Annotated in this window: 24 protein-coding genes, 1 pseudogene and 1 riboswitch; of the genes and pseudogenes, 21 read left to right on the top strand and 4 right to left on the bottom strand. The window is 63.5% G+C overall.

The genetic code is table 11. From position 1 onward, the window contains the following. The first annotated feature begins 104 nt into the window (after positions 1-104). The 4 genes from LQ788_RS02460 (at position 105) to LQ788_RS02445 (ending at position 4978) form a co-directional block, all read left to right on the top strand. Positions 105-2618, top strand: a complete 2514-nt coding sequence (locus LQ788_RS02460) for a GcvT family protein (protein ID WP_231444946.1) — start codon at positions 105-107, stop codon at positions 2616-2618. Positions 2619-2621: 3 nt separating this feature from the next. Then, entirely contained in the window at positions 2622-3422 is an 801-nt protein-coding gene (locus LQ788_RS02455) for an electron transfer flavoprotein subunit beta/FixA family protein (RefSeq protein WP_231444944.1), read from the top strand. Further along, on the top strand, positions 3419-4387 hold the full coding sequence (locus LQ788_RS02450) for an electron transfer flavoprotein subunit alpha/FixB family protein (protein WP_231444942.1): 969 nt from the start codon (positions 3419-3421) through the stop codon (positions 4385-4387). Before LQ788_RS02455 ends, LQ788_RS02450 begins: the two co-directional genes overlap by 4 nt. A gap of 189 nt (positions 4388-4576) precedes the next feature. Beyond that, positions 4577-4978, top strand: a complete 402-nt coding sequence (locus LQ788_RS02445) for an acyl-CoA thioesterase (protein WP_231444940.1) — start codon at positions 4577-4579, stop codon at positions 4976-4978. A 46-nt stretch (positions 4979-5024) separates the two neighbouring features. On the opposite strand, the gene LQ788_RS02440 is transcribed toward LQ788_RS02445, so the two are convergent. Continuing rightward, complete coding sequence (locus LQ788_RS02440; protein WP_231444938.1) at positions 5025-5708, bottom strand: 4a-hydroxytetrahydrobiopterin dehydratase; 684 nt, start codon at positions 5706-5708, stop codon at positions 5025-5027. Between the two features lie 130 nt (positions 5709-5838). Between LQ788_RS02440 and LQ788_RS02435 the strand changes: the two genes are divergently transcribed. Continuing rightward, on the top strand, positions 5839-6255 hold the full coding sequence (locus LQ788_RS02435; protein ID WP_231444937.1) for a VOC family protein: 417 nt from the start codon (positions 5839-5841) through the stop codon (positions 6253-6255). 2 nt (positions 6256-6257) lie between these two features. Here the strand turns inward: LQ788_RS02435 and LQ788_RS02430 are convergent, their stop codons facing one another. Further along, positions 6258-7019 (bottom strand): helix-turn-helix domain-containing protein, encoded by a 762-nt coding sequence (locus LQ788_RS02430; protein ID WP_231444935.1) that lies wholly within the window; start codon positions 7017-7019, stop codon positions 6258-6260. A 114-nt stretch (positions 7020-7133) separates the two neighbouring features. Here LQ788_RS02430 and LQ788_RS02425 point away from each other — a divergent pair, with 114 nt between their 5' ends. The 7 genes and pseudogenes from LQ788_RS02425 to LQ788_RS02395 all read left to right on the top strand — a co-directional run bounded on the left by LQ788_RS02425 (position 7134) and on the right by LQ788_RS02395 (position 14313). Continuing rightward, positions 7134-7706, top strand: a complete 573-nt coding sequence (locus tag LQ788_RS02425) for an HAD domain-containing protein (protein ID WP_231444933.1) — start codon at positions 7134-7136, stop codon at positions 7704-7706. Further along, complete coding sequence (locus LQ788_RS02420) at positions 7703-8503, top strand: glutamate racemase (protein WP_231444931.1); 801 nt, start codon at positions 7703-7705, stop codon at positions 8501-8503. The genes LQ788_RS02425 and LQ788_RS02420 overlap by 4 nt, the downstream gene beginning before the upstream one ends. A gap of 172 nt (positions 8504-8675) precedes the next feature. Further along, the gene (locus LQ788_RS02415; RefSeq protein WP_231444928.1) at positions 8676-9701 is read left to right on the top strand and encodes a slipin family protein; all 1026 of its coding nucleotides are present in this window, start codon (positions 8676-8678) and stop codon (positions 9699-9701) included. A 47-nt stretch (positions 9702-9748) separates the two neighbouring features. Further along, on the top strand, positions 9749-10342 hold the full coding sequence (locus LQ788_RS02410; protein WP_231444927.1) for an HdeD family acid-resistance protein: 594 nt from the start codon (positions 9749-9751) through the stop codon (positions 10340-10342). Between the two features lie 393 nt (positions 10343-10735). Beyond that, positions 10736-11488: pseudogene (gene erm / locus LQ788_RS02405) on the top strand (23S ribosomal RNA methyltransferase Erm); the annotation flags it as partial. A 615-nt stretch (positions 11489-12103) separates the two neighbouring features. Further along, positions 12104-13606, top strand: coding sequence for an inorganic phosphate transporter (locus LQ788_RS02400; RefSeq protein ID WP_231444923.1), 1503 nt, complete (start codon positions 12104-12106; stop codon positions 13604-13606). A 126-nt stretch (positions 13607-13732) separates the two neighbouring features. After that, a riboswitch (SAM riboswitch) is annotated at positions 13733-13844 on the top strand. A gap of 34 nt (positions 13845-13878) precedes the next feature. Further along, positions 13879-14313: a hypothetical protein gene (locus LQ788_RS02395; protein ID WP_231444921.1), complete on the top strand. Its 435-nt coding sequence runs from the start codon at positions 13879-13881 to the stop codon at positions 14311-14313. Between the two features lie 54 nt (positions 14314-14367). Here LQ788_RS02395 and LQ788_RS02390 read toward each other — a convergent pair whose 3' ends face one another. Then, positions 14368-15048, bottom strand: coding sequence for a metal-dependent transcriptional regulator (locus LQ788_RS02390; protein ID WP_231444919.1), 681 nt, complete (start codon positions 15046-15048; stop codon positions 14368-14370). Positions 15049-15134: 86 nt separating this feature from the next. Here LQ788_RS02390 and LQ788_RS02385 point away from each other — a divergent pair, with 86 nt between their 5' ends. The 5 genes from LQ788_RS02385 to LQ788_RS02365 all read left to right on the top strand — a co-directional run bounded on the left by LQ788_RS02385 (position 15135) and on the right by LQ788_RS02365 (position 22559). Next, a complete protein-coding gene (locus LQ788_RS02385) occupies positions 15135-15815 on the top strand; it encodes a hypothetical protein (protein WP_231444917.1) in 681 nt (226 codons plus the stop codon). A 65-nt stretch (positions 15816-15880) separates the two neighbouring features. Further along, positions 15881-17014 (top strand): hypothetical protein, encoded by a 1134-nt coding sequence (locus LQ788_RS02380; RefSeq protein WP_231444915.1) that lies wholly within the window; start codon positions 15881-15883, stop codon positions 17012-17014. 121 nt (positions 17015-17135) lie between these two features. Then, positions 17136-18329 (top strand): hypothetical protein, encoded by a 1194-nt coding sequence (locus LQ788_RS02375; RefSeq protein WP_231444913.1) that lies wholly within the window; start codon positions 17136-17138, stop codon positions 18327-18329. 220 nt (positions 18330-18549) lie between these two features. After that, positions 18550-20787 (top strand): choline BCCT transporter BetT, encoded by a 2238-nt coding sequence (betT, locus tag LQ788_RS02370; protein ID WP_231447536.1) that lies wholly within the window; start codon positions 18550-18552, stop codon positions 20785-20787. Positions 20788-20999: 212 nt separating this feature from the next. Beyond that, complete coding sequence (locus LQ788_RS02365) at positions 21000-22559, top strand: lipase maturation factor family protein (RefSeq protein ID WP_394801324.1); 1560 nt, start codon at positions 21000-21002, stop codon at positions 22557-22559. A gap of 52 nt (positions 22560-22611) precedes the next feature. On the opposite strand, the gene LQ788_RS02360 is transcribed toward LQ788_RS02365, so the two are convergent. Continuing rightward, complete coding sequence (locus LQ788_RS02360) at positions 22612-23871, bottom strand: Nramp family divalent metal transporter (protein WP_231444909.1); 1260 nt, start codon at positions 23869-23871, stop codon at positions 22612-22614. Positions 23872-23987: 116 nt separating this feature from the next. On the opposite strand from LQ788_RS02360, the gene LQ788_RS02355 reads away from it, so the two are divergent. The 4 genes from LQ788_RS02355 to LQ788_RS02340 all read left to right on the top strand — a co-directional run bounded on the left by LQ788_RS02355 (position 23988) and on the right by LQ788_RS02340 (position 26615). Then, on the top strand, positions 23988-24638 hold the full coding sequence (locus LQ788_RS02355) for a TetR/AcrR family transcriptional regulator (protein WP_231444907.1): 651 nt from the start codon (positions 23988-23990) through the stop codon (positions 24636-24638). A 32-nt stretch (positions 24639-24670) separates the two neighbouring features. Beyond that, positions 24671-25030 (top strand): DoxX family protein, encoded by a 360-nt coding sequence (locus LQ788_RS02350; protein WP_231444905.1) that lies wholly within the window; start codon positions 24671-24673, stop codon positions 25028-25030. A gap of 154 nt (positions 25031-25184) precedes the next feature. Next, positions 25185-25967, top strand: coding sequence for a class I SAM-dependent methyltransferase (locus tag LQ788_RS02345; protein WP_231444903.1), 783 nt, complete (start codon positions 25185-25187; stop codon positions 25965-25967). Between the two features lie 102 nt (positions 25968-26069). Further along, positions 26070-26615, top strand: a complete 546-nt coding sequence (locus tag LQ788_RS02340) for a hypothetical protein (protein WP_231444900.1) — start codon at positions 26070-26072, stop codon at positions 26613-26615. Positions 26616-26728: the final 113 nt, after the last annotated feature.

Genomic DNA, 26728 nt, shown 5'->3' with positions numbered 1-26728 from the left:
GAGCGGAGGACGATCAAAGCACTCAGTCTCACATGGTGCGTCAAGTTGCTTATTACGCAACATGTGCCGTTGAAGGCGAAGATGCCTTCGGAGAGGAGCCTGCCATGGCTTCCGTTCCCACTCAGGCCAGTGTCGTTGTCGTCGGCGCGGGCATCGTCGGCAACAGCCTCGTCCACCATCTGGCCGAACTCGGCTGGAGAGACATCGTCCAGGTCGACAAGGGCCCACTGCCCAATCCGGGCGGGTCGACCGGGCACGCCTCGAACTTCATCTTCCCGGTCGATCACTCCCGCGAAATCACCGACCTCACCCTCGACAGCGTGCGACAGTACCAAGAACTCGGCGTCTTCACGCAGACCGGCGGCTTCGAAGTCGCCCGCACCCAGGAGCGCATGCAGGAGCTGAGACGCAGGATGGCCTCGGCGCAGGCCTGGGGCATCGAATCCCACCTGGTCGCCCCCGAAGAGGTCGTCGAGAAGGTGCCCTTCCTCGACCCATCCGTCATCGTCGGCGCCTTCTGGACACCGACGGTCGGCGTCGTCGACTCCGTGGGTGCGGGCACCATGATGCGCGAATCCGCGCAGGCCAAGGGAGCACTGACGGTGTCACCGAACACCGAGGTGACCGGCATCGACGTCGAGAACGGGGCGATCGCACGAGTGCACACCACGAAGGGTGTGATTGAGACCGATAAGATCCTCATCGCCTGCGGAGTCTGGAGTCCGCGCATCGCGGCCATGGCCGGTGCCGCAATCCCGCTGACACCGGCGGTGCACCAGATGATCAGCGTCGGCCCGGTCCCGCAGCTGGCCGAGCAGTCGGGTGAGATCACGTTCCCGATCGTGCGCGACATGGACACCTTCTGCTACGAACGACAGCACGGGGCGGACATGGAGATCGGCTCCTACGCTCACCGCGCGATCCTCCACGACCCCGAGGAGATCCCTTCGATCGAAGCCGCGAAGCTCTCCCCTACGGAGATGCCCTTCACCGATGATGACTTCGACCCGCAACTCGAACAGGCCCTCGAACTCATGCCCGATGTCCTCTCCAACCCAGACGTCGAGATCCGCTACGCCATCAACGGCCTCCTCTCACTGACCCCGGACGGCGCCCCCATCCTCGGCGAATCACCCGAGGTCAAGGGCCTGTGGTCGGCGGCAGCGGTGTGGGTCAAGGAAGGCCCGGGCGTGGGCCGGGCCGTGGCCGAATGGATGACGAACGGCCTGCCCGAGGTCGACGTCCAAGGTGCCGACATCGCCCGCTTCCACCCCCACCAGCGCACCCGCGAGCATGTGAAGGCTCGAACCTCAGAGGCCTTCATCAAGACCTACGGCATCGTCCACCCGGGCGAGCAGTGGACCTCCGATCGCAACGTCCGCCTCTCCCCCATGCACGAGCGCGAGAAGGAACTCGGCGCCGTCTTCTTCGAGGTCGCCGGCTGGGAGCGCCCGCAATGGTACGAATCCAATGCACCCCTGCTCGAGGAATTCGGCGAGCGCGTGATGGATCGCACCGCCGAATGGGACTCACGCTGGTGGTCACCGATCACCAACGCGGAGCATCTGGCGATGCGTGAGCGTGCCGGTCTCGTCGACCTCTCGAGCTTCGTCATCTTCGACGTGTTCGGCCCCGCCGCCCTCGACACAGTCCAATCAATCGTGCTGGCGCAGATGGATGTGAGCATCGGCCGCGTCGTCTACACCCCGGTCCTCGACGAGGCCGGCGGATTCCGCTCGGACCTGACCATTATGCGACTGGCCCACGACCGATTCCGCGTCGTCACGGGTGCCGCCCACGGCATGGTCGACGTCAAATGGTTCGCCGACCGGCTCCCGGAGACCGGGGCGCAGATCGCCGATCTCACTTCTTCGTGGACGACGATCGGATTGTGGGGGCCACGAGCACGGGACATCCTCTCCCAGGTCACGAAGGCAGACGTGTCCCACGAAGCCTTCAAGTTCGGTACTGCCCGTTCCATCGAGATCGGTTCGCTGACGGTGCTGGCTTCCAGAATCTCCTACGTCGGCGATCTGGGCTGGGAGCTCTACGTCCCCATGGAATCCGGGCTCAAACTCTGGGATGTCCTCACCGAGGCGGGCCGTGAGCATGGGCTCGTGCCCGTCGGGCTCGGCGTCTACGGAACCACCGGCCGCATCGAGAAGGGCTACCGCGCCTTCGGTGCCGAACTCGACTCCGAACGCAGCGTCATCGAGGTCGGTATGGCCCGACCGAAGGTGAAGGCGCAGAACTTCGTCGGCCGCGACGCCCACCTGCGCCACCGCGAGGAGGACCCGAAGACGGTCCTCTGCTCACTCACGGTCGATGACCACACGAGCAGCAGCGGGGAGAAGCGCTACATGCTCGGTGGGGAACCCATCCTGTCCAAGGAGGGGCAACCGCTCGTCGATGGACATGGACGGCACTCATGGGTCACCTCGGCGGGGTCGGCCCCGAGCCTGGGCAAGCATGTCCTCATGGCCTTCCTTCCTCCCGCCGAGGCGGTCCTGGGCAACCAGCTCACCGTCGTCTACATGGAGGAGGCCTACCCCATCACGGTGGCCTCGATCGACGCCACTCCCCTCTTCGATCCCGACAACGAGAGCATCCGGAGGTAGGCCATGGACATCCTCGTCTGCATCAAACGCATCCCCGACATCTCGGGCCAGATCACGCTCGACGCCTCCGGCACGGACATCGACGATGCCGGTCTGGGCCACACCACCTCGGCGCACGAGGAATGTGCGGTGGAACTGGCCATTCAAACGGCCGCAGCCACAGGCGGCACGGTCACGGTCTTGACTGTGGGCCCCGCCGAGGCGGTCGAACAGCTGCGCGCGGCCGTGGCCGTGGGCGCCAACGACGGGATTCTCATCGAGGCCGAGGACCCGGGTGCGTTCGGGCCCGAGGATATCGCCCAGATCATCGGCGATATCGTCCGTGATCGCGCCGAACAGGGACAGTCCTTCGATCTTGTGCTGCTGGGAAATGATGCCGCCGACACCGGCGATTTCCAAGTCGGCATCCGCCTGGCCTACGACCTGGAGTATCCCGTGCTGACAGGAATCCAGACACTGACGTCCAGTGGAGGCGGCGCAGGCAGCGGCGGCGGATCGGGGTCGATCGAGGCACGCGGAATCGGGCCAGCGGGGACCGAGGTCTTCGCCCTCGATCTGCCTGCCGTCATCGCTATTCAGGAAGGCGGCGTCGACCCGCGCTATCCCTCGATCACCGGGCGAATGAAGGCGAAGAAGGCTCGCATCACCGAATACGTAGCGCCCGAACCGGGCACCGGGAACCCGCGCATCGGCCTCGAACTGCCGCCGGAGAAGACAAGCGAAGTCACCATCCTCGGCGAGGGGCCCGATGCGGCCGATGCCCTGGTCGATGTTCTGGAAGAGATCGGAGTGATCAGGTCATGACTCTCGTATTCGTCGAAACAGATGAGTCCGGCCAGGTGGTGCTGACCTCCGCCGAGGCGGTCACCTTCGCCCGCACGAACGCCGACGTCCTCGCCGGGTCGACCCTCGACGTTGCCGTCATCGGCGCCCTCCCCGACACCGCCACCGAGCAGCTCGCAGCACTCGGCGTGGAGACCATCCACCACCTCGAACACTCTGACCTCGAAGCGTATTCGGCACCTGCCTGGGCGCAGGCTCTGGTCGATATCGCGCCGGAGACGGGGACCGTGTTGGCCTCGGGCACCCCGCGCGGCATGGAGCTCATGGCACATGTGGCTGTGAGGACCGGGTCGCGGATGGCGGCCAATGTCGTGGCCGCCGATGAGGAGGGTCTGCTGCGGCAGGTGCTCGGCGGGACGGCCTTCGAAAGGCTCGTCCTCGACGGTGACCTGCAGGTTCTCACTATCGCCGGTCACGCCTGCACTCCGGAGGAGACCACTGCGACGAGCCCCGAGGTGCTCGACTACGAACTCGACATTGCGGCCGAGGATCTGCGGACCCGCGTGGTCCGCACCGAGGTTCACACCGTGGATGGCAACGACACCTCGGGCCTGACACAGGCTAAGGCCGTCGTCGGAGCTGGCCGCGGGGTCGGTTCGGAGAACGGATTCGGCGAGGTCCTCGAACTCGTCGACCACCTCGGCGGGGCACTGGGCGTCTCTCGCGTCGTCACCGGTCTTGGGTGGCGGCCGCATGCGGAGCAGGTCGGGCAGACCGGCAGCCGGATCGCACCGGATGTCTACATTGCCTGCGGAATCTCCGGCGCGATCCAGCACATGGCCGGAATCGAAGGCGCGAAGACGCTCATCGCGATCAACACCGATGAGGAGTCGACGATGGTCCAGCGCGCCGACTACGCGATCATCGGTGACCTTCACGAGGTCGTCGGCGCAGTCAACGAGGAGATCAGGAATCGCCGCGGCTGAAGTCGAACGCCGCGGCTGAGAACACCACATCTGAGGCCGAACGTCATCGAACTCCGTCGGAATTTCCTTTCGTCGACCAGTCCTGTTTAACTATAGAACGATCGATCAGGACGGTACTGAGGTCGATTTCGGCACCTATCGATAATCTGACACGATGAGTGCCGATTGCCGAGAGATAAGAGGTCATTTGTGAAGACGTTCGAGTATTCCCCCGAGGTGCGCTGGTCCGATCAGGACATGCTCGGCCACGTGAACAACGCTCGCCTGATCACCCTCATCGAAGAGGGTCGGATCCGATGGATGCATGAGATCAAGGCCGGCCACATCACCGGCGGCGGCCTCCTCGTCGCACACCAGTCCATCGACTATTTGGTGCCTGTGATGTACGGACCAACGCTGACGATGAGCGTGTCCGTGACAAAACTCGGCAACTCTTCGTTCACCATCAACACTCGCGGTGACCAGGACGGACGACAGGTCTTCGACCACAGCGTCGTGCTCGTCCACATCGATCGTGATTCTGCGAAGCCCGCGCCTCTGACCCCGCAGCTGCGAGCCGTGTTCGAGGAATACCTCCCCGAAGCCGACTAAAGCCCGGCCGTCTTACAGCTCGACGGTTGGCCCGTCGGCCGATTGCTCAGTGGACCATCGGTGCACAGATGCAGGCTCGGTTGCCATCGGGATCTTCTAGAACCCAGTAGGATGGCGCAGCCTTGTCGCTGACGAGATGGCCACCCGCGGCGAGCGCCGCAGCTATCCTGTTCTCGGCCTCATCATGGCTGACCCAGACATCAAGGTGCCAGCTCTGCGGGACCGCTGACTCCGGCAACGGGAACCGGCTGTTCTCTCGCGGTTCTTGCCACCACAGCAGCGAGTTCATCTGACCAGTGGGGTCGACGAGGTCGCCTCCCGAGTGCACACCAGCAGTTTCACCGCCGAGAAGCGCCGCATAGAAGGCGGATGTTCGATCCCCTGAACCCGTGTCGAGAGCGAACTCGGCTTGCATCAGGCTCGCAGTGTCAGCGGCCAGTCCCGCCTCAGCAGCAAGTTCGCTGATCTTTCGAGCAAGAGCAATATCATCGTCGGTCACCCCGCCGACACTGTGACTGCTCAAGGTGACAGTGACACCAGTGCTCGTGAGAGCGATGTCCGGAGCATGGTTCGCCTGTTCTGCAGCTTCGCCGATTGCGTTGACGAAGACCAGCCCTTGGGCGAAGTCGTCAGTCGGGAACCGTGCTCTGATCGGTCCGGCCAGCTGCCTCCAATCCTCGATACCGGCGTCGAAGATCTGTGAGCTGGTGAGGACTTCATTGTTTCCCACGTTCCACTCTTCCTGTGCTTCGCAATTGTGCCTGGCTCCCTCATTCACGCTAACGGAGTAACTCGATTCCTGCGCCAAGATGGCCGTTCTGTTCATGCTCGGCCGATTCTCATGCGCATAGCCTGAAGGCATGAAACTCGACGCGATCTCAATCATCACCGCAGATATGCCCTCCGCCGTACAGTTCTACTCCGTGCTCGGCCTCGACCTCGTCGACGGTGGCGCGGATGCACAACACACGGAGTTCTCCTCCGGCAGCCTCCGCCTGCTGCTCGACACCGAAGCGGTCATACTCAGCATCGACCCTGAGTGGACGCGGCCGACCGGTGGTCACAAAATGTCCTTAGCCTTCGACTGCTCCACCGCCGAGGCTGTCGATGCGACCTTCGCCCAGCTCACTGCCGGTGGCAACGGTGCAGACCCCGTGGCCGGCGTCGTCCATGAACCCTGGGACGCGTTCTGGGGCCAGCGCTACGCCGTGGTCTCCGATCCCGATGACAACACGATCGACCTCTTCGCAGCACTGACTTCCCAGCCCGAGCAATGACGTCACAGTCCCAGCAGTGACTTCTCGTCTCTCCACAGATGAGCCGCGTCAGCGTATCCTGCCGCAGCCGCGGCCGCTGTGCGGGTGCGCCCGGCGTCGATGTGCGCCCGAGCGGCCCGCCAACGCAGAACCTTCGCCAAGTGCTTGGGCCCGTACCCGAACCAGTCGGCAGAGAGCCTCCGCAGCTGCCGCGGTGAGTACGCGAACTGCGCGGCCACCTCGGCGATATGACTGGGTTGCTGGTCAGGGCTGACATCCAAGAGCGTCGCCAGCTCGACCGGCCTGTGATTGAACTCGACCCGGGACGTCAGCTCCTCGGCAATGCTCATCAGCCGGCTGGCGGAGTCGTCCGCGAAAGGTCCAGTACCTAAGGCTCTGCGTCCGATGACCGCATCAAGCGGGGTGACCTGGTCGACGAGTTCGGCCGCCGAGGTCGCCAGCAGCTGCGGGAGCACACCGGGGTCGAACCTCAGCCCCACAATCGGCTCTGCAGCGGGCTGCTCCGACGCCCCGCCAGCTGCGCCTCCGTGAGTCGCCGGAGCACTGAAGGTGCGAGCGCTGGAGTCTGCTCCGGCGATGACGACGCTGGATTCGATGACGATGAGGTCCATGCAACCGTCGGGTACGATCAGGGACGCCGCTGGTGCGATGGTCGCGGGCGGGACCCGCACGGCCACCTCGGCGAGGTCAGGCGATGGGGTGTCCTCCGGGGTCGAGGTCCACAGTGCGGCGCGCAGCCGGGGAATGCGCATCTCCGTATACATGTGGTGCTCGTCCTTCTTCAGTTTCGAGCGGTATTCTTGGAATCCATCGGCCCATCGCAGGCCGACGCCGTCTGCTCTCAGACTAGCCGGTACTCGACTCCCCAGGAAGGAACAATGGCTGCTGCATCCCCCTCGCCGACATCAGCGCGTCGGCAGGCACGGCATGTCACTGTCTTCCTCGACGTCGATGGAGTCCTCAACTCCTACCCGGTGCCCAAGCTGCGCATCATGGCCGAAGGTCGCAAGAAGCTCCAGGCCTGGCATTACGAACTCCACTACAAACCCGCGGTCATCGCCTTCTTCGACCGCCTCGTAGAAACTCACGAAGTCGACATCGTGTGGCTCTCCACCTGGTCAGAGCGCTGCAAAACGGAGTTGGAGCCGAAGTTCGGTCTCCGCAACTCCTTCGAGGTCATCGAGATGCCCGATGAGACCCACAACCGGTATGCCAACGATCCGCACCTGTGGTGGAAGGCCCGTGCCATGGAGGACTGGCTGGCTGAGCATGAGCATGGTCGGGCAGTGTGGATCGATGATGACCTCGCCGCACCGGCCACGCGCGACTACTTCGCCGAGCACTATTCGCCGAACCGCCTCAAGCTCATCGCTCCGAAATTCGCACAGGGCCTGACGAAGGCACACCTGAAGGAGATCAAGGAATTCGCCTACCCGAAAGAGGATTCATGACGCGTATCGGCCTGCTCGATTCCGGACTCGGGCTGCTCGGCACCGCCGATGCCCTCTTCCATCTGGCACCACACGCGGACCTGGTCCTCGCCATGGACCCGGATTTCACACCGTATGGCAGCCTCAGCCCGGAAGCGCTCGAAGCCAGGGCCCTGAATTCGGCTGCAGTGCTCGCCGAGTGGGACCCCGATGCCATCGTCATCGCCTGCAACACCGCCTCCGTCCAAGCACTCGAAGCCGTCCGCGCCCGCTATGAACCGGACATTCCCGTCATCGGCACCGTTCCAGCGGTGAAGATGGCGGCCGGAACTGGTCAGGACTTCGCGATCTGGGCGACCCCGGCGACAACCGGCAGCGCCTACCAGCAGAACCTCATCGACACCTTCGCCGCTGAGGTCACCGTGTCAAAGGTGGCCTGCCCGGGCCTCGCCGAGGCGATCAACGACGCTGATCTGCCCACCATCGATGCCGCAATCGATGCCGCGCTGAACCAGATGGATCCCGGCATGGAGACCATCGTGCTCGGGTGCACCCACTACGGCCTGGTCGCCGAGCGGATCATGGCCGCCCGGGCCGGTGCGATCACGCTCTTCGACTCCCCGATTCCGGTGGCGAAGCAGACCCTGCGCAGAATCGGCGTCGAAGCCCACGGTGTGAGCCCGAACCAACCCGATACCGGCGAGGTCATCGCCACCTATGCTTCGGGCCGGCCCATCAGCCTGCCGCAGTCCCTTGCCGCCTACCCCGCGGGCAAGCGGCTGCTGGCTCGGGAACGGGCAACAGCACCGACGCGCTGAGTCGCCGACGTCTCGCCTGTCGAACCCTCAATCAGCTGACTGCTCTTCGAACTGTGCACGGATCTTTGAGCTGTGCCCGGGAAGCGGATCAATATTTTCGCCGAGGCGGGTCTTTTCTGCCCGCGCAGGCGTAGCGTTGAAGGGACAGTCAGTCGTCTGAGGAGGCGGTTCGATGTTCCTCTTAATTCTCATCTTCGGTCTGATCGCGCTCGGGGCCATCGGCCTCGGAAACAGTCTGAAGATCGTCAAACAGTACGAGCGCGGTGTCGTGTTTCGCCTGGGTCGAGTCATTGATGAACCCAAGCGCCCCGGGATGACGGCCATCGTCCCGTTCGTGGACAGGATGGAGAAGGTCAGCCTGCAGATCATCACCATGCCGATCCCTGCCCAGGAAGGCATCACCCGTGACAATGTCACCGTCCGGGTGGATGCGGTCATCTACTTCAAGGTCGTTGATCCCAGACGTGCCATCATCGATGTCGAGAACTATCAGCTCGCCGTCGGACAGGTGGCGCAGACGTCCCTGCGCTCGATCATCGGCCAGAGCGAACTCGACGATCTGCTCACGAATCGGGAGCGGCTGAACCAGGGCCTGGCCATCATGATCGACAGCCCTGCCGTCGACTGGGGTGTGCACATCGATCGAGTCGAGATCAAGGACGTGGCCCTGCCGGAGTCGATGAAGCGTTCGATGTCTCGTCAGGCAGAGGCCGAACGTGAACGCCGTTCACGTGTGATCATCGCCGACGGTGAGTTCCAGGCCTCGAACAAGCTCGCCCAGGCCGCAAGTGCGATGGCCGATACACCCGCAGCCCTGCAGCTGCGCCTGCTCCAGACCATCGTCGAAGTCGCCTCCGAGAAGAACTCGACATTGGTCCTGCCCTTCCCGGTCGAGCTGCTGCGCTTCCTCGAGGGCAACACCCCGAAGGCGGCAACCTCAGCCAAGGACGTCCCCGCGGGGACGTCGAGCACCGAGGGCACCACCTCGGCGGCGAACCCCTCGTTGAGCGCCACCTTCGGGGCCAAGGACACTGGCCACTCGCTGGATGATCTCAGCGGGATGGTCCGTGCCCTGTCCGATTCGATGAGGCTGAACGAGACGATGCATCTGCCCTCATCGATCAAGCTGCCGGGCAGCGAGAACGACACGACCGCCTCCGTGGAGGAAAGCACGGAGGACAACCGGGCGCCCGCGTAGGCTGTGGTGTTCAGCGAGCTACCATCCCGAGTGACTACGCTTGAGGCATGGACCTGAAACGCACCAGCAGATCAGTCATCATCAACGGCGTCATCGCGATTCTCGTCGGACTCCTGATGATGGTCTGGCCCGGCACCAGCGCCGAGGTGGTCGTGCGCATCTTCGCCATCTGGCTGGCCGTCATCGCCGTTTCCTCCTTCGTCCTGGCGCCGAAGGGCACGCGTTCGGGAAGCCTGGCGGCTCGCTCGGTGCTACTGATTCTGCTGGGGGCGCTCATCTTCTTCTCCCCCATGTTCTTCGCCGCCTTCGTCACCATCTTGACCGGGTTCGCGGTTATCTTCTTCAGCTTCCTCGCCCTGACCGCATCCCTGTTCATTCGCCGTCTAGGTGTGCGGATGTGGTGGGCGCTCACGCTCATCGGTGCCGTCGGCATCGTCCTCGGCTTCTTCTTCCTCTTCGCCCCCGACGCCGGCGTCACTGCGCTCATCTTCACTCTTGCCGGCTTCATCGTTCTCGTCGGCATCGCCTTGGTCGCACTCGGTTGGCGCCTGCGCAAGACCGCTCAGGCCATTCGTCAGGATCCGCACCGCAGGCCCCCGGAGAACGGCGGCGATGTCATCAGCGGCGAGATCATCGAATAGCTCGCGGCCACCTCGGCGAGTTCAGCCACTCGTCCTGGTTTCGATCGATTTCGGCCCAAACCCTGGAACATCAGCAAGGTCACGTGCTAACTTATCGGGTATGGGAACATTAAATTGCAGCGCAACGACAGCGCTGACCTTCTACATTCGTGATCGCCGCGCCTGACGGCGCGCTCGATTCACTTTCTGTGATCCACTGACCTCATCGAGGCATCGGCACCAACAGTCCACTGACGAATCTGTCGGCGCTGAGCCCCTCGAGCAGGATCTGTAGCAGCGCGCTGTCGACCCGGACGATCATCTGCATCCGGGGCGAAGCCGCAATTCACTGACGTATGTCACTGCGCATTGCGCTGCCTTGGGTGCTCCCTTCTTCACTTCCGGAGCGCACCCTTGCGAACTCATTCATCATTCGGCGGCCGACACGAACTCGGCCAGAACTTCCTGCACTCACGCTCAGCCCTGCACACGATCGCGAACCTGACCCGCGCCACCACCGGCCCCATTCTGGAGATCGGACCCGGCACCGGCGCGGTGACTGCCCAGCTGTACAAGCTCGGCAGGCCGCTCACGCTCGTGGAACTCGACGAGACGAGGATCAGTCACCTTGAACACACATTCCCGCGCGCTCAAGTCAGGCACGCAGATATTCTGACGTCCAGGCTCGACCAGCCAGTGATCGTCGGCAGCCTGCCCTTCCACCTGACCACACCCATTCTGCGCAGACTGCTGCGCGCCCGGAAATGGCAGAACGCGATTTTACTCACCCAATGGGAAGTCGCCCGCAAACGCGCCGGAGTCGGCGGCTCGACCATGATGACCGCCCAATGGGCGCCGTGGTACAACTTCCGACTCATCGACCGCGTACCTGCCCACGCCTTCACACCGAAGCCCAGCGTCGACGGTGGCATCCTCACCATTGATCGCCTCACAGCCAGCCTCGTGCCTGACCGGCACAGGTCGGATTACCAACAGTTCGTCCGCACGGCCTTCACCGGACGCGGACGTGGGATGAAAGGAATCCTCACCACAATGAATCTCACTGATCGCTCCACACTGCAATCGACCATGGACCGCAATGACGTCAGAGGAGACACCTTGCCACGAAACCTTGAACCCCAGCAGTGGGCCGGACTGTATGCGGCACTGCGCACAACTGAAACCCCATCGGCTGCACAGAAGCAGAGCAGGAAATCACGAGAGAAGGGAAACACCATGCGAAACGACAAAGGAGACGAAAAACCGGTGATCACGGGCGAGATGCCGATCATCGGCGCCGACCAGGCGAACAGGAAGCTCGAGGCGCAGATCCCTGGTCTCGATCCCGATGCCACGTCGAAGAGCCATGACAAGGGACACCTGCAGGCCGAGCGCGGCTATATGCCACAGCATGGCAAGCCGTCCCAGCCGCAGCCGCGGTGGAACCTGCCGCGACGCCAGGGCTGAGACTCAGCACACCCTCGGCACCACCTCTCACACGCGGGCACGATTCGTTCGTGCCCGCGTGTCCATCATCACAATCCGAAATCTCGCCGCTCCACAGGCAAGCCCCTCTTGCACCAGAAGACGCTTACATAGCATCTGACCTGGAATTTCACGTGAACACGAGGCAAACTACATCTATTGTGCACCTGATGTTCTCTACCCGCGTGCAGTGTGTTCACCTCCCATTCATCTGCTTCTTAACCTAGCGGACATTTGGAGTGAGAATCATGGGAATCAACCGGAAACACATCTCATGAACCTCGCTAGGAGAAGCGCATGACCCAGGCTCTGGCCCCAGAGACCTTCACGCCGACGCAGACCGTCGGTCGTAGCAATGATCGCCTCTGGCACCTCGCCTTCGGCCTGCTGCTTGCGGGCAGTCTCATCGCCTTTACTCTGTGGTCATTCGGCTATGTCGATCAGGACGCACCTCGCATGGTGCTCATCACGACAGTCATCTTCGGTGCGTTCATGGCCTTCAACATCGGCGGCAACGATGTGGCAAACGCCTTCGGCACCTCGGTGGGCGCCGGCACGCTGACGATGAAGCAGGCGCTCCTCGTCGCAGCCGTGTTCGAGGTCAGTGGTGCACTGCTTGCCGGTGGCGAGGTCACCGACACCATCAAGAGCGGGATCGTCGACCTCAATGCGGTCTCCCTCAACCCGATGGAATTCGTCTACATCATGATGGCGGCCCTCCTCGGTGCCGCAGTCTGGCTGCTGATCGCCACCCGCATGGGCTGGCCCGTCTCGACCACCCACTCGATCATCGGCGGCATCATCGGCGCCTCCCTGACCATCGGTTTCGTCACCGGCACCGGCGGCTTCGCCATGGTGCAGTGGTCAGAGGTCGGCATGATCGCGATCTCCTGGGTCCTCTCCCCCGCCCTCGGCGCCATCGTCGCCTTCCTCATCTACGGGGCGATCAAGAAGTACGTCCTCGGCAATGCCCTGTCACAGACCCTGAAGCCCCACATGCTGACGTCGACCGGCAGCGACAATCAGGCGGCAGAGGCGGAAATGGATCTCGAACGCGACCCTTCAGCCACATCCGCTTCCACTGTCGGTTCACACTCCACGCTGCAGCGCTGGGTTCCGCTCATCGCGGCCGGCGGTGCCATCATCCTCACCGCGATGCTCCTGTTCAAGGGCCTGAAGAATCTCGACGTGACGGTCGGCCCCATCGGCGGCACCCTCCTCATGACGATGATCGGCCTCGCCGTGTGGATGGCAGTGTTCGTCTTCGCCAAGACCCTTCGCAAGCAGACAGTGCCCCGCGCGACGTTCATCCTCTTCTCCTGGATGCAGGTGTTCACCGCCTCCGCATTCGCCTTCAGCCACGGATCCAATGACATTGCGAACGCGATCGGGCCCTTCGCCGCCGTCCTCGACGTCCTCAAGACCGGCACCATCGACTCCGAAGCGACCGTCCCCTTCGCCGCCATGCTCACCTGTGGCATCGCCCTCGTTGCCGGTCTCTGGTTCATCGGCCGCAAGGTCATCGCCACGGTCGGAACCAAGCTCACGGAGATCCACCCGGCCTCCGGCTTCGCCGCCGAGCTTGCTGCTGCCGGCGTCGTCATGGCCGCCTCGATCAGCGGCCTGCCCGTCTCCTCAACCCACATCCTCATCGGTGCGATCATCGGCGTGGGACTGGTCAACCGCTCAGCGAACTGGAAACTGATGAAGCCGATCGCCATGGCCTGGATCATCACCCTGCCCGCTGCGGCGACCATCGGCGCAATCAGCGTACTGAGTCTGCGCACGTTCTTCAGCTGAGGCACATTCGTTCACCTCTTCGGCCCGGACCAGCATCTGATGCATCGGTCCGGGCCGAAGCGCGTTTCGACAGGCACGGAGCTCGGCGAAGCTCGTGTCAGCCTCGGCGGATAGGATCAATCTTACGTTCACGAGTCGTGGCCATCGGTACCTGGCCGGCCGCGCGGCAACCCGTCATCGACCGGGTGCCCCAGGGATAGAACGGGTCAGCGCCACACGGCGTTGGCAAGATTCGATTCGGGTGCACTGCGCCCGAGGAAGCTGGTTTCACCGTGTCTGCATCTTCTGGAAATCACTGGCCCGGATTCACTGACGAAGAGGCCCTCATCTGGGGCCGAGTCCTTCTCCTGCACTCTCCGCATCCGCAGAATGCCACCATCAAGAACCTCATCAACAACACACTCAAGGCCGGACGAATCGTCGGCTCCGCCAGCTGGGTCAAGGTTGCCACCGAAGCCCGCAACTGCGGTTTCACTCCGGATCTCTACCTGTCTGTCTTCGACTCCCTGCAGTCGATCGATGCCAAAGTGCACCCCGCTCATCCTGCCCATCGACGGCACACACATCCGAATCACGTGCCCGGAGTCCCCTTCGAACCGGAGCTGTGGGCAGACGTACCGCGGCTCGTGAAAGACGAGGGATACAGCCCGGCGGCCTCGGCAGAACTCGCTCTCTACTTCGCGGACGCGAGCTACGCAGAGCGTTAAGCAGATCTGACGAGTGCCAGGCAGATCCGAGGGCCTTAGCCCGGATGGTCTGCCTCAGCGCTGAGCCAGATACACCGCCGAGGCGACCGTTCGGTCGATCGCGACCGGTTCGCCGTCGATCGTGACCGTTACAGTCGAGGTGTCGGCAGACAGCTCACTGTCCGCGTCTGCCACCTCGACTGTCGCACCCGGGCGCACCCCCACCTCGGCGAGGTGGGCAAGGACTGAGGGATCCGCGTCCGAGACCCGGATGACCGAGTAGGACCCGGGGCCAGCTTCGGCGAGGAGAAGCGAGGAATCATGGGACTCGACCTGTCCATCGGGACCCGGGATCGGATCACCGTGGGGGTCCGTCTTGGGGCGGCCGAGGAAGGCGTCGATGCGGTCGACGAGCCGGTCAGAGGCCGCATGTTCCAGGATTTCCGCTTCGTCATGGACCTCATCCCAGCCGTAGCCCAGGGATTCGACAAGGAAGGTCTCGAGCAGGCGGTGCCGACGCACCATCGACACGGCGATCGTCTCGCCCTGCGCAGTCAGCACCGGCGGGCGGTAGGGGACGCGGACGATGAGCCCGAGCTCGTCGAGTCGTTTGAGCACCTCGGTGACATTGGCTTTCGTCGTGCCGAAGCGGTTCGCGAGCTCGGTCGCGGTCATCGGTGTCCCGCCCCACTCCTGGGCCGACCAGATCGCCTTGAGATAGTCCTGGCTGACCTCGGACACTTCACCTGCACGCATGCAGTCAGCGTAGCCGATGGGATCGGACGCGGTCCTCGTCTAAGGTCGAGCCTGAGACCTGAGCAGACCCAGCGGAGCAGACGACCATGACCATGCACCTCGGACGCACCATCACCACCGGTGTGATCACCGCTGCCCTCTTCATCGGCATCTTTGCCGCCGTGAACGCCGGCCAACCGCTGCGGGCTGACGACAGTGCCGACCCATCGAATGTGCCCGGTCTGGCGTTTGGTCTGCTCGGGCTGTTATCGGTGTTCTCCGCCGTGGTCTCATTCGGGCGCCGGTCCCCGATGCACGAGCAGCAGCAACGTGAAGGGTCGGGACCGACCTTCCAGACCGCGCTCCACAAGTATTCGCTGTCCGGGATCCTGCTGATGGGCCCGGTCCAAGGCGTCTGCTTGTCTCTGGCAACGCTGATCTGCCGCAGTTTCGCCGTCGACACTGGCACACCGGGCTCCATGTGGGCTGAATTCTTCTCCGGTCCCCTGCCTTGTCTCGCGGTCTTCGCAGCTGCATGGGCGAGTACGAACATCGGGCTCTCGTATTTATCTTGGGCCATGCTCGTCCGAAAGATCGTAATTCTGTCGGTCCTGGGTCTCCTCCTCTTCGTCGCACTCGGCGTCGGCATCATGATGGCGTTCGGATGGTTGGAGGCGGCTAACCCCCTCGCCGGTTTCCTCGTCGCCGTCGTCGTCCTGTTGGTGACTCTTCCTCTGGTCATCGGAGCACGGAAGCTGGCGTTGACGACTGGCCCGGAGCGCGTCTGAGACGAATCTGGAACATCCTTCGACTGCGAGTGCAGTCCCGGCCTGCAAGAATTGCAGGTATGAGGATGAGAACGCATAAGTTGAGCACCACTTTGTTGTATGCAGTCGTGCTCGCGCTGTTCATGCTGATCGTCTTCGCCCTCACGAACGCCGGGATCGACCCTCGAGCCAACCGTCTTTTCGGAGACTTCGATCCCAAAGGCGCAGCCACGGTGTGCTTCGGTCTGCTCGGTCTCTACCATTCCGTAGCGATCATCTTGTTCGACGAGGATGACTCGCCGAAATCCTCCGAAGCCCCTCCCGACCCGCATGTTCCCCGCCCACCTGATTCGTACACCGGCTTCATTCGCCAGGCCTGGTACAAGGTGCTGTCCGTGGGGCCGATCTTCGCGTTCATCTGCGCAGCCTCCGTCTTCGTCTGGCATTCCTTCGCCGAGTATTCGGGAATTCCAGGCACGGTCTGGGGCGACTACGCCACTTCGGCGACCCCCGCGCTCACTCTCTTCCTCTTGTGCTGGGCCTGCACCAATGTCGGGCTCATGTTCGCCGCCATCGCCGAGGCCTTCAACCGTGACCTCGCCGGCATCTTCATCGCTGCCATGCTCGTGATGTTCCTCGTCGCCATCGGCAACACCGTCGGCTTCATTCTCCTTGCCGACCAGCCGACAGTCGAGGCACTGACATTGGCCCTCATCGTTTTTCCGTTGAGCCTGCTCGCCCTCATCGGTGCTCGCGCATGGGCGATCGTGAGAGTCAATCGCTACGACGCGGCCCATCCCCACGGCAGCTCCTCAAAACCACGCCGCTCCCAGAACCAGCGCCGCTCCCAGAACGAGCGCCGCTCCCAGAATCAGCGCCGTCTTCAGGGACCTCCGCCGCAGGACATGCTCGAGCCCGGCGAGCGGCTGCTCATGCACTTTCACGGCGACCACGCCCCAGAACCCCAGATGCTCATCGCCACGACCTCCAGGTTCGTCCGCGCCTCGATCGTCCGATCCGACCGCACCTTCGTCCTCGAGCAGGCCAGTCCCAGCCAGCTGGTCGGTGCCAGCTCGCATCGCGAAGGGTACGATATCGTGACCGTCGCCCACTTCCGCGACCGTCAGGACATGCGCGTTCTCGGCGGCAGCCCCGAACAATCCCAAGCCTTCGCCGAGGCGGTCACGCACCTTGCACGCACGGGACAGATCCACCGCTGACGCGCCAGCCTGAGCGTGACCGAGCGCTCTGGCCTGAGCGTGACGGGCCGGGCTGAACGCGACACAGATCTGGAACATTCCTGCATCGTCTGCGACGACCGCAGCTGTAAGACTGCAGAGCATGAGGTTAAGAACACACAAATTCTTCATGACAGTGGTCTACGGCGTCGTACTCACTGTCCTCGCACTGGTCGCCTTCTCCGCGATCAATGCCGGTATCGATCCTCGGATGGTCGACCGCGGGACCATCAACCCCAAGTATGCGGCCACGGTGGGGTTCGGAATTCTGGGCCTCGTCCACTCCATAGCCATCATCTACTTCACCGACGATGATGCCCTCGCCGCAGATGGAGGCCGTGTCGAACCCACAATCCCCGATTCGGCCACCGGCTTCATCAGGCAGGCGGGGTATCGAGTGTTCTCCGTGGGACCGATCTTCTCAGTCTTCGCCGCTGCCTCGATCTTCATTTGGCATGCGATCGCCGCCGTCCCGGGAGAATCTGGAACAGTGTGGGGAGACTACGGGTCCTCACCGTTGCCAGCCCTCAGCGTCTTCCTCGCCTGCTGGAGTGCCGTCAACATCGGCTTCACGCTTGCCTCCTGCGCCGAGGCATGCCATCGCAACCTGTTCGGACTCTTCGTCACGATCCTCTTTGCCATGTTTGTCGTCAGCCTCGGGATCACCGTCGGCTTCCTGTTCCTCCCCGTGCAATCGACCGGCGGTGCTCTGATCAGCAGTGCCATCGCATTCCCGGTGAGCCTCTTCGCCCTGGTCGGGAGCCGCGCATGGGCGAAGGCTCGGGTAGCTCGCTGGGACGCAGTCCATCCTCGCCCGATGCCGCAGCCGCAACCTCAGTTGGACGACATCGATCCCACAGCTCCTGGCACTCACTACCCCGGTGGGCCGCCGCTCGATATGCTCCGCCGCGGCGAAAAGCTGCTCATGCACTTCAAGAGTGAGCGCACACCGGAACCGCAGCTCCTCATCGTCACGAACCAGCGGTTCGTCCGCGCCTCGATCCTCGGATCCGACAGGACCTTCATCCTCGATCAGACCGAGCCCGGGCAGCTGTCAGAAGTCACCTCACAGCGCGTGGGACACGACCTGATGACGACTGCGCACTTCCACGACCGTCAGGACATGCACGTCGTCGGTGGGGACCCGATGCAGTCCCGGGCCTTCGCCGAGGCGGTCGGCCGGTTCGTACGAACGACACAGCGACGATGGAGAAGAACCGGACCGAATCGATTACAGCAGAACCGAGTGAAGCAGGTGCGAACTCGACCGTTCGGAACGACGCAGATCCACCGCTGACGACAAGTCTCCTGTTCCTCCTCTGACAGCCTCGTCGGCCCTCGTCAGAGCGCAGAAGACCGGCGTTTCAGGGAGGACCGAACCATAGCGAGGGTGGGCTGAAAACAGGGGGCGGATTCTCTGGCAAAATCCCGAGAGCCTAAGATGGATCGGTGCCCTTTGGGGTGAGTCCCAAGTTTCCGACCGGAGGTTATGCGTGCAGGATCCCAACGATGAGAAGATGAAACGGCCGATCGTCGAGCGTGAGCGCTTCGGCGGAACCGACAGACCAAGCCGAGACGTCGACCCCGAGAAGCGCCCTCCGATCTCCAGCACGGAGATGAGCCGCGGCCCCGCGGAACTCACGGACGAGCGGGGATCTCGGGTCAACTGGAAGGTCTTCATCATCTCCTCGGCCGTGATCCTCGGCTTCTCGATCTGGGCGATGCTCATGCCCGACTTCGCGCAGACGACGATGAAGTCGATCGTCGACTGGATCGCGACGAACCTCGGCTGGTACTACGTACTGACTGTCACCGTCGTCATCGCCTTCGTCCTCTGGGTCGCCCTGTCCAAGGAAGGCTCCGTGCGTCTGGGACCGGACCATTCCCGCCCCCAGTACAACCTCTTCACTTGGGTCGCCATGCTCTTCGCCGCGGGCGTGGGCATCGACATGCTCTTCTATTCGGTGACCGGACCGATCACCCAGTTCCTCCAGCCGGTCAATGCCGATCCCGAATCGGCCGCCGCCGCCCAGGACGCCGTCGTGTGGACCATGTTCCACTACGGCATCGCCGGCTGGTCGATGTATTCGCTGCTAGGCATGGCCATGGGCTACTTCGCCTACCGCTGGGGCATGCCCCTGTCGATCCGCGCGGTCCTCTACCCTCTGCTGGGCAAGCGGGTGCGCGGTGCCACAGGCGACGTCATCGACATCTTCGCCCTCGTCGGCACCGTCTTCGGTGTCGCCACCTCGATGGGCATCGGCGTCGTCCTGCTCAACGTCGGCTTCTCCGAACTCTTCGGTCTTCCGCAGGGCCTCGCCCTCCAGATCGCTCTCGTCCTCGTCGCCGTCGTCATGACGATCGCGGCCTGCACCTCCGGTGTGGACAAGGGCATCCGCCTGATCTCCGAACTCAACCTCTGGGCCTGTGCGGCGATGATGTTCTACATCCTCGTCACCGGCAAGACGGCCTTCCTCCTCAATGCCTTGGTCGAGAACATCGGGCGCTTCATCTTCACCCTGCCCGAACGCACCTTGGCCACCTTCGCCTATGTCGATGACGGCTCCGCTTGGATGGGCGCCTGGACGCTGTTCTTCTGGGCGTTCTGGCTGGCCTGGGGTCCCTTCGTCGGGCTGTTCCTGGCCCGTATCTCCCGCGGACGCACTCTGCGTGAGTTCGTCATCGCGGCTATCACGGCCCCGGTGCTCTGCGACTTCTTCATCGTTTCAATCTTCGGCAACTCCGCCCTGTCCGAGGTCTTCAACGGCAATGATGACTTCGCACAGCAGGCCATCGACTCCCCTGAGCAGGGATGGTATGCCCTCCTCGACATGTTCCCTGGCTCGACCTTCCTCATCGGTCTGGCCACGCTCTCCGGTCTGCTCTTCTACCTCACCAGTGCGAACTCCGGTGCGATGGTGATGTCGAACTTCTCATCGACGATCCCCAACCCGGAAGAAGACGGCGCGAAATGGCTGCGGATCTTCTGGGCCGTCGTCACCGCTGTGCTGACCATCGCCATGCTCGTCGCGGGAGGGGTGACGACGATGGAGTACGCGACCCTGATCTTCGCCTTGCCGGTGACGGTCATCGCCTACCTCGTCATGGCCTCCTTCTCGAAGGTGCTGCGCATGGAACGAGCCGAACGAGAGGGCCGGACCCGCAAGCGCCGGACCACGGCCGCCCACGGTGGCAGGACTCCGGAGAAGACCTGGCGTCAGCGCCTGGCGACTCTGCGCTCCTACCCATCGAAGAAGTCCGTCAACAGATTCGTCAACGAAGTGGTCGAACCCGCGCTGGAAGCCGTGGCCGCGGAGTTCCGCGAACTCGATTACACGGTCGAGCTGACTCAGCAGACAGGCCCAGAATCGGGAATCACAGAGTCCACGCTCATCGTCGACATGGACGAACAGCGCAACTTCCACTATCAGGTCGCCGCTGTCGAACACAACGTTCCCTCCTTCGGTGCACGCAATGCCCCGCGCGGCGATGACGTGTACTACCGGATCGAGGTCTTCACCCAGACCGGCTCCGAGGGCTATGACCTCATGGGCCTGAGTGGGCAGCAGATCATCGACGATGTCCTCGACCGCTACGAGAACCACCTGTCGTTCCTCGCCTACTCGCACGAACACTCCTACCAGTCGGTCGTGACCCCGCCGACTCCCCCGGCCACGGATTCCGTGCCAGCCGTGCCCGAGTCGCCCGATGATGTGGAGGAAGTCGAGCCGGAACCGGCAGACGGTCCCCGCTGACGCACTGAACCGCTGCTGGCTGCGAACTCAGCCGAATGTGAACCGAGGCTGTCCCCGACACCGGGGGCAGCCTCGGCGCATTCATCGGGCGCTTCGCCACTTCCCGGTGGTGCCCCACTTCGAGGTGTTGCGCGATCGCGCTCCGGGCACCATAGTCAGAGCAAGGGACAGTGTGGGCCTGAAGAGACTCACGCAGACGCGAGAACCGGGAGGTGATCACCGTGGACACGACCGCGGTGCTGTCATTCTTGGCCGCCGGTGACTACACGATCGCCCGAGAGATCATCCAACGCGGGTTCGCGGCACTGTTCTTCATCGCCTTCCTCAGCGCCTGGAACCAGTTTCCCGCTCTCCTAGGCGAACGTGGTCTGACTCCGGCACCACGATTCATCGCGGCCACCACCTCCGCTCAAGCACCGAGCCTGTTTCGGTGGAAGCGCTTGGCCTACACCGACCGCCGACTGCGCATCGTGTGCGGAATCGGCATGCTCGCAGCCATGACCGTCGTCATCGGTCTCCCCCAGGCCGGGCCCGCATGGACCACGATTCCCGTGTTCGGACTCATGTGGTGGCTCTACTTCTCGATCTCGAGCATCGGGCAGCGCTTCTATGGCTTCGGCTGGGAATCGCTCCTTCTCGAGGCCGGGTTCCTCATCGGCTTCCTCGGCTCCCACGAGGTGGCACCCTCGCTGCTGATGATCCTCTTCCTCCGCTGGTTCGTCGTCCGCGTCGAGTTCGGGGCGGGCATGATCAAGATGCGCGGCGACAGCTCCTGGCGGGATCTCACCGCCATGGACTATCACCATCAGACTCAGCCGATGCCCGGTCCCTTCAGCCGCCGCGCCCATCTCATGCCCGGGTGGTGGCATCGCGGGGAGACGCTGGGCAGCCATCTCGTCCAGCTCATCGCACCGTGGCTGCTCTTCCTCCCCCAACCCATCGCCTCGTTCGCGGCCGCCGCCATCATCATCACGCAGCTGGCGCTGGTCATCACCGGCAACTATGCCTGGTTGAACTGGGCGACGATCCTGCTCGCCTTCGCCGGGATCAGCGACTCGTTCCTCGCCTGGATCGTCGGTGGGCCCTGGCCCGGATGGGGGTGGCCCATCGGGTCCCTCGCCGAGGTGGCCGGGTCGTCGACGTCGAACGCTGAGTTCGGGTCGGCTGGGTCGGCCGACGTCCTCTCCCTGTGGTGGGCGATCCTCATCGCGGTCTTCGTCATCTGGCAGTGCGTACTCAACGTCCCCGCTCTGCGCAACCTGTTCTCGTCACGTCAGAAAATGAACGCCAGCTTCAACCGGTGGGGTCTGGGCAACGCCTATGGCGCCTTCGGCTCGATGACCGAGTCCCGTGATGAGATCATCATCGAAGGCACCCTCGACCCGGGCGCGACCATGGACTCAGGCGACTGGCGACCCTACGTGTTCAAGGGCAAGCCAGGGAATGTGCTGAGGCGCTCCCCCATTGTTGCGCCCTATCATCTGCGCCTGGATTGGCTGATGTGGTTCGCAGCCCTCGGCGACTACCGGCAGTCCTGGTTCTACGCGCTGCTCGAGCGCATCGGGAACGGCGACCCGCAGATCCGCACGCAGCTGGGACCAGATCCCTTCGACGGTCAGGCACCGGCCCTCATCCGGGTACGAGTCTTCACCTACCGCTACGCCACCGGCGAGGAACGGCGTGCGGCCGCGAACGAAGGCCAACCTCGGCCGTGGTGGGTGCGGTCGAATCCTCGCACCATGGTCGAGCCCACGGACCTGCGGGACGGGTGAAACCGACAGGCTCGCCTGCGTGCCCGAGTTCAACTGCGTGCGCGGGCTGACCTCAGTCGATACCCAGCGCCAAGAGCACGATGAGGACGACGTTGAGGGCGATGATGAGTCCCGAGGCCAGGATCGCAACGATCGTGATGATCCGTGAGTTCGCGTACTGGCCCATCACGCTCCGATTCATCGTCAGCCGGACCAGGGGCACCATGGCGAAGGGAATTCCGAGGCTGAGCACGACCTGGCTGAGGACGAGCGACCAGGTCGGGTCCACGCCGAGGCTGAGAATGATGAGCGCGGGAATCATCGTCACCGCACGTTGCCACACGATCGGGACGTTGACCCGCAGCAGTCCCTGCATGATCGATGCCCCCGCGTAGGACCCGACAGCACTCGAGGCCAGGCCGGAGGCGAGCAGTCCGATGCCGAAGAACAGGCCCACGATCTCGCCGAGGTTGGCGCTCACGACCGCGTGTGCGCCCTCGATCGTGTCGGTACCGTCCTGACCGCGCAGTGAGGCCGCGGCCAGGAGCAGCATCGCGATATTGACCGAGCCGGCGATGACGAGGGAGAGCACGACGTCCCAGCGACTGGCCTTGAGCAGCTGAGGAATCGAGGCTCGCGGGGCGGTGCCGTGGCGATCAACGGACAGCGCCGAATGCAGGTAGATCGCGTGGGGCATCACGGTCGCGCCCAGCATGCTGGCGGCCAGGACCACTGAGTTCGTGCCTTCGAGTCTGGGTACGATTCCACCTGCCGCTTGTCCCCAATTCACATCGCCGACGAACAGGCCTGCTAGAAAGCCAATGGCGATGATTGCGAGCAGGGTGATGATCACCGTTTCGAAGGGGCGCTGACCGCGGGTGGACTGGATCGAGAGCAGGAACAGGGACACGACGCCGACGATGAGGCCGCCCAATAACAGCGGCAGGTCGAAGAGGATCTTCAGGGCGATGGCACCGCCGATCACCTCGGCGACGTCGGTGGCGATGGCCACGACCTCCGCCTGCCCCCAGTACGCCAGTCGCGACCGTCGGCTGAGCCTGTTGCCGAGGAGTCCGGGCAGTGACTGCCCGGAGACGAGCCCGAGCTTCGAGGACAGGTATTGGACGAGCACGGCGATGAGGTTGGCCGCGACGAGGACCCACACGAGCAGATATCCGTACTGGGCGCCGGCGCTGAGGTTCGCGGCGACGTTGCCGGGATCGACGTATGCGATTGCCGCGACGAAGGCCGGCCCCAGCAGGAAGAATGTCGACACCTTCTTCGGGCGTGCAGCAGTGACGGAAGTGCCGGAGCTGGTTGGATCGACGGTCATAAAGTTAAGGTACATTAACTTTTACTTGTGGGCAACACCGCGCATTCTACTTCAACTGACGAGCAATCTGGGCGACCGCCCTGGTAACTGAACACGGAAAGGCTTATGATCCGACTATGCCCACTGAACATGTTCACTCACGCGCTGGTCGTCGTCTGAGGACTGAGGAGAAGATCATCTCCTCCGCCGCCGATCTCTTCCTCGAGCTCGGCTACAAGGCCACGACGGTCAGAGGCATCGCCAAACACTCCGAGGTGTCCGTGGGCAGAGTGATGGCCGCCGGCGACAAGGATGTCCTCCTCGTCCGCTGCTACGACCGGTGGATCGGACAGCTCCAATCCGGGACCTACACTCTTCCGGCTCGGGCCCGTGCCATCACCGAGGAGGCACCTCCTGCACGTGGCGGCGCCAAGCCAGCGGCCACCTCGGCGGTGCAGAACCACCTCGTGGGGATCTTCCTGCCCTTCCTCGAATTCTTCGCCTCTCACGAGGATCTGTCCCGGGACTATGCGGCCGCACTGATACGCGAGGCGGGCAAACCCCAGGTGTTCGAGACCCTGGCGGACGACCTGCAGGACAAACTGTCGTCAAGTCTGGTCTCGATCGGGATCAGCGAAGCATATGCCCAGGCCAGTGCTGTCGCGCTCTACGACTCCTATCTGGGCATCCTGTTTAGGTGGGCGGCCAGCGATATGAGTCTGCACGAGGCCACCGATGCCCTCTCACAGAGCATCGCCTTCCACACCCAGCTGCGCAGGCCCGTATGAGACTGCGCCCCGAATCACGGAGATGATTCACCATGACCCTGCTCCCCGATCCCTGGTGGCCGGTGGCGGTGATGGCCTTCATCGTCGGCGTCGACGGACTCCTGACCTTCTGGCCGCCGAAGGTCATCGCCGACTGCTTGGACGGAGTCGGACTCCCCCGCGACTGGTGGTGGGTGCTGGCGGTGGTGAAGTTCCTCGCGGCGGCGGGGCTGATCGCAGGCTTCTGGATCCCGGGGGTCGGACTGGCCGCGATCGTCGGACTCATCGTCTACTTTCTCACCGCAGCCGGGGCCCATCTGCGCGCGGGCTACATCGGCCGCGACTTCTGGCTCAACTGCCTTGGGATGCTCGTGCTCAACGTCCTCGTCCTCGTCATCTGCTTCCTCGTCTGAGGTGGCGCCCAACCATAGGTACCGCCAGACCTGAGTTGTTGCAGTTTCCGATCATTCTCGAACCGGCGTGCCCGGCTGCTTGTTTTCCCTTCTCGGAGATTTCATAGTGGAGTCAGGGCCGAGAGGACGGCACCGAGACGGAAGGATTGGCAGCGTGGCCGAATCTGCAGAGGACCGATACGCCCGATGGCAATGGATCCACGAGACAGCGGTGATGACCGGGTGGGACTTCGCCGCCCTCGGCTCGCGTCTCGTCGCCGACGATCCGCCCTGGGATTTTGACCTGACCTGCGCCAAGGCGATGGCGCGTCTGCAGCCGTGCCTCGATATGGGAACCGGCGGAGGCGAGCGCCTGAGCAAACTCGTCAAAAGTGTCAGCACCGTAGGAGGCTTCATCAGTCGCAGATCCTCGGTCCACGCCAGCGAAGGGTGGAAGCCGAACCTGGAGTTGGCCACCTCGGCGCTGGCCGAATACAGCATCGAGGTGCGTGAGTACGACAGCGAGACCGGGCAGCCTATGCCTTGGCCCGACGACTACTTCACCCTCGTGATGAACCGACATGAGAGCTACGACCCGGCGGAGCTCGCCCGTGTCATCGCACCCGACGGACGCTTCCTCACCCAGCAGGTCGACGGCACGGAGGCCGGCGAATTCCGCCTCTGGTTCGGTGGCCGGCCCGAAACCCCGGAGAATCAGCTCGGGCCCCGCCTCGACGAGCTCGAGGCCCAGGGCTTCACCATCACCGATGCCGATGAGTGGACCGGCACGATGGAATTCGCCGACGTCGAGGCGATCATCGAGTACCTCGCCTACATCCCCTGGGACGTTCCAGGATTCACGGTGGCAGACAACCTCGTCGCCCTCGATCGGCTCGCGACCCGCAGAACTCCGATCGAGGTGACGCAGAAACGCTTCCGCATCGCCGCCCAACGGTAGTCAGTCCGTTGCCCCCCCCCAGCAGATGGTCAGGTTTTCCCGACCCCGGACACAGGGAAGCCGCATGGGCGGGCAGGAGTCGGCGTCGATAGTGTCGAAGACATGACCTCGCCGGACTTCATGTATCCCCAGCCCACCGATGATGAGCTGGCATCGCAGCAGCCCTCTACCGCAGCGCTGGGACTGGGACATCACGTGCACGGTGGCAGCAACGGCGCCAGTCACAGTCACGGCAGCGTCATCGGCCAAACACCTGCCTCGCTCAACACGGAGACTAATCACGGCGGGATGTCTCCCGCAGGTGCGAACCGCCCGCTGCTCGGCAAGCTCGCCCTTGTCCTCACCATCATCGCCGCGGGGCTGTCCCTGCTCATCTCGATCATTCTCGGCATCACCATCGGCCCGATGGAGAACGCCAACGGCTACTACTTCACCGACGCCCCCAGCTGGTACCAGAACCTCGCGATCGTATTCGCCGGACTGCAGGTTCTGTGTGCCGCACTCGGATTCACCGGCCTCATCATGGGTATCGTCGCAGCTGTTACCGGCCGCGCCAGGACTCAGGGCATTGTTGCCATCTCCATCGCGGTCCTGGCCCCCTTCATCTCCTTCGGGGTATTCATGATCCTCAGCTTCACCTTCGCCTGACGCAGCGGGCAGTTCAGCCTCGGATTCGTCCGACATTCAGACTGACTCTTGACACGATCCGTGTCTCCGGGGACGATTAAACAAATCGATTTGGCCGCCAATGATGCACGGCC

This window comes from Brevibacterium zhoupengii (genome assembly GCF_021117425.1).
GTDB lineage: Bacteria > Actinomycetota > Actinomycetes > Actinomycetales > Brevibacteriaceae > Brevibacterium > Brevibacterium zhoupengii.
The sequence above is the reverse complement of the archived record's forward strand: the minus strand, read 5'-3'. Positions and strand labels throughout refer to the sequence as shown.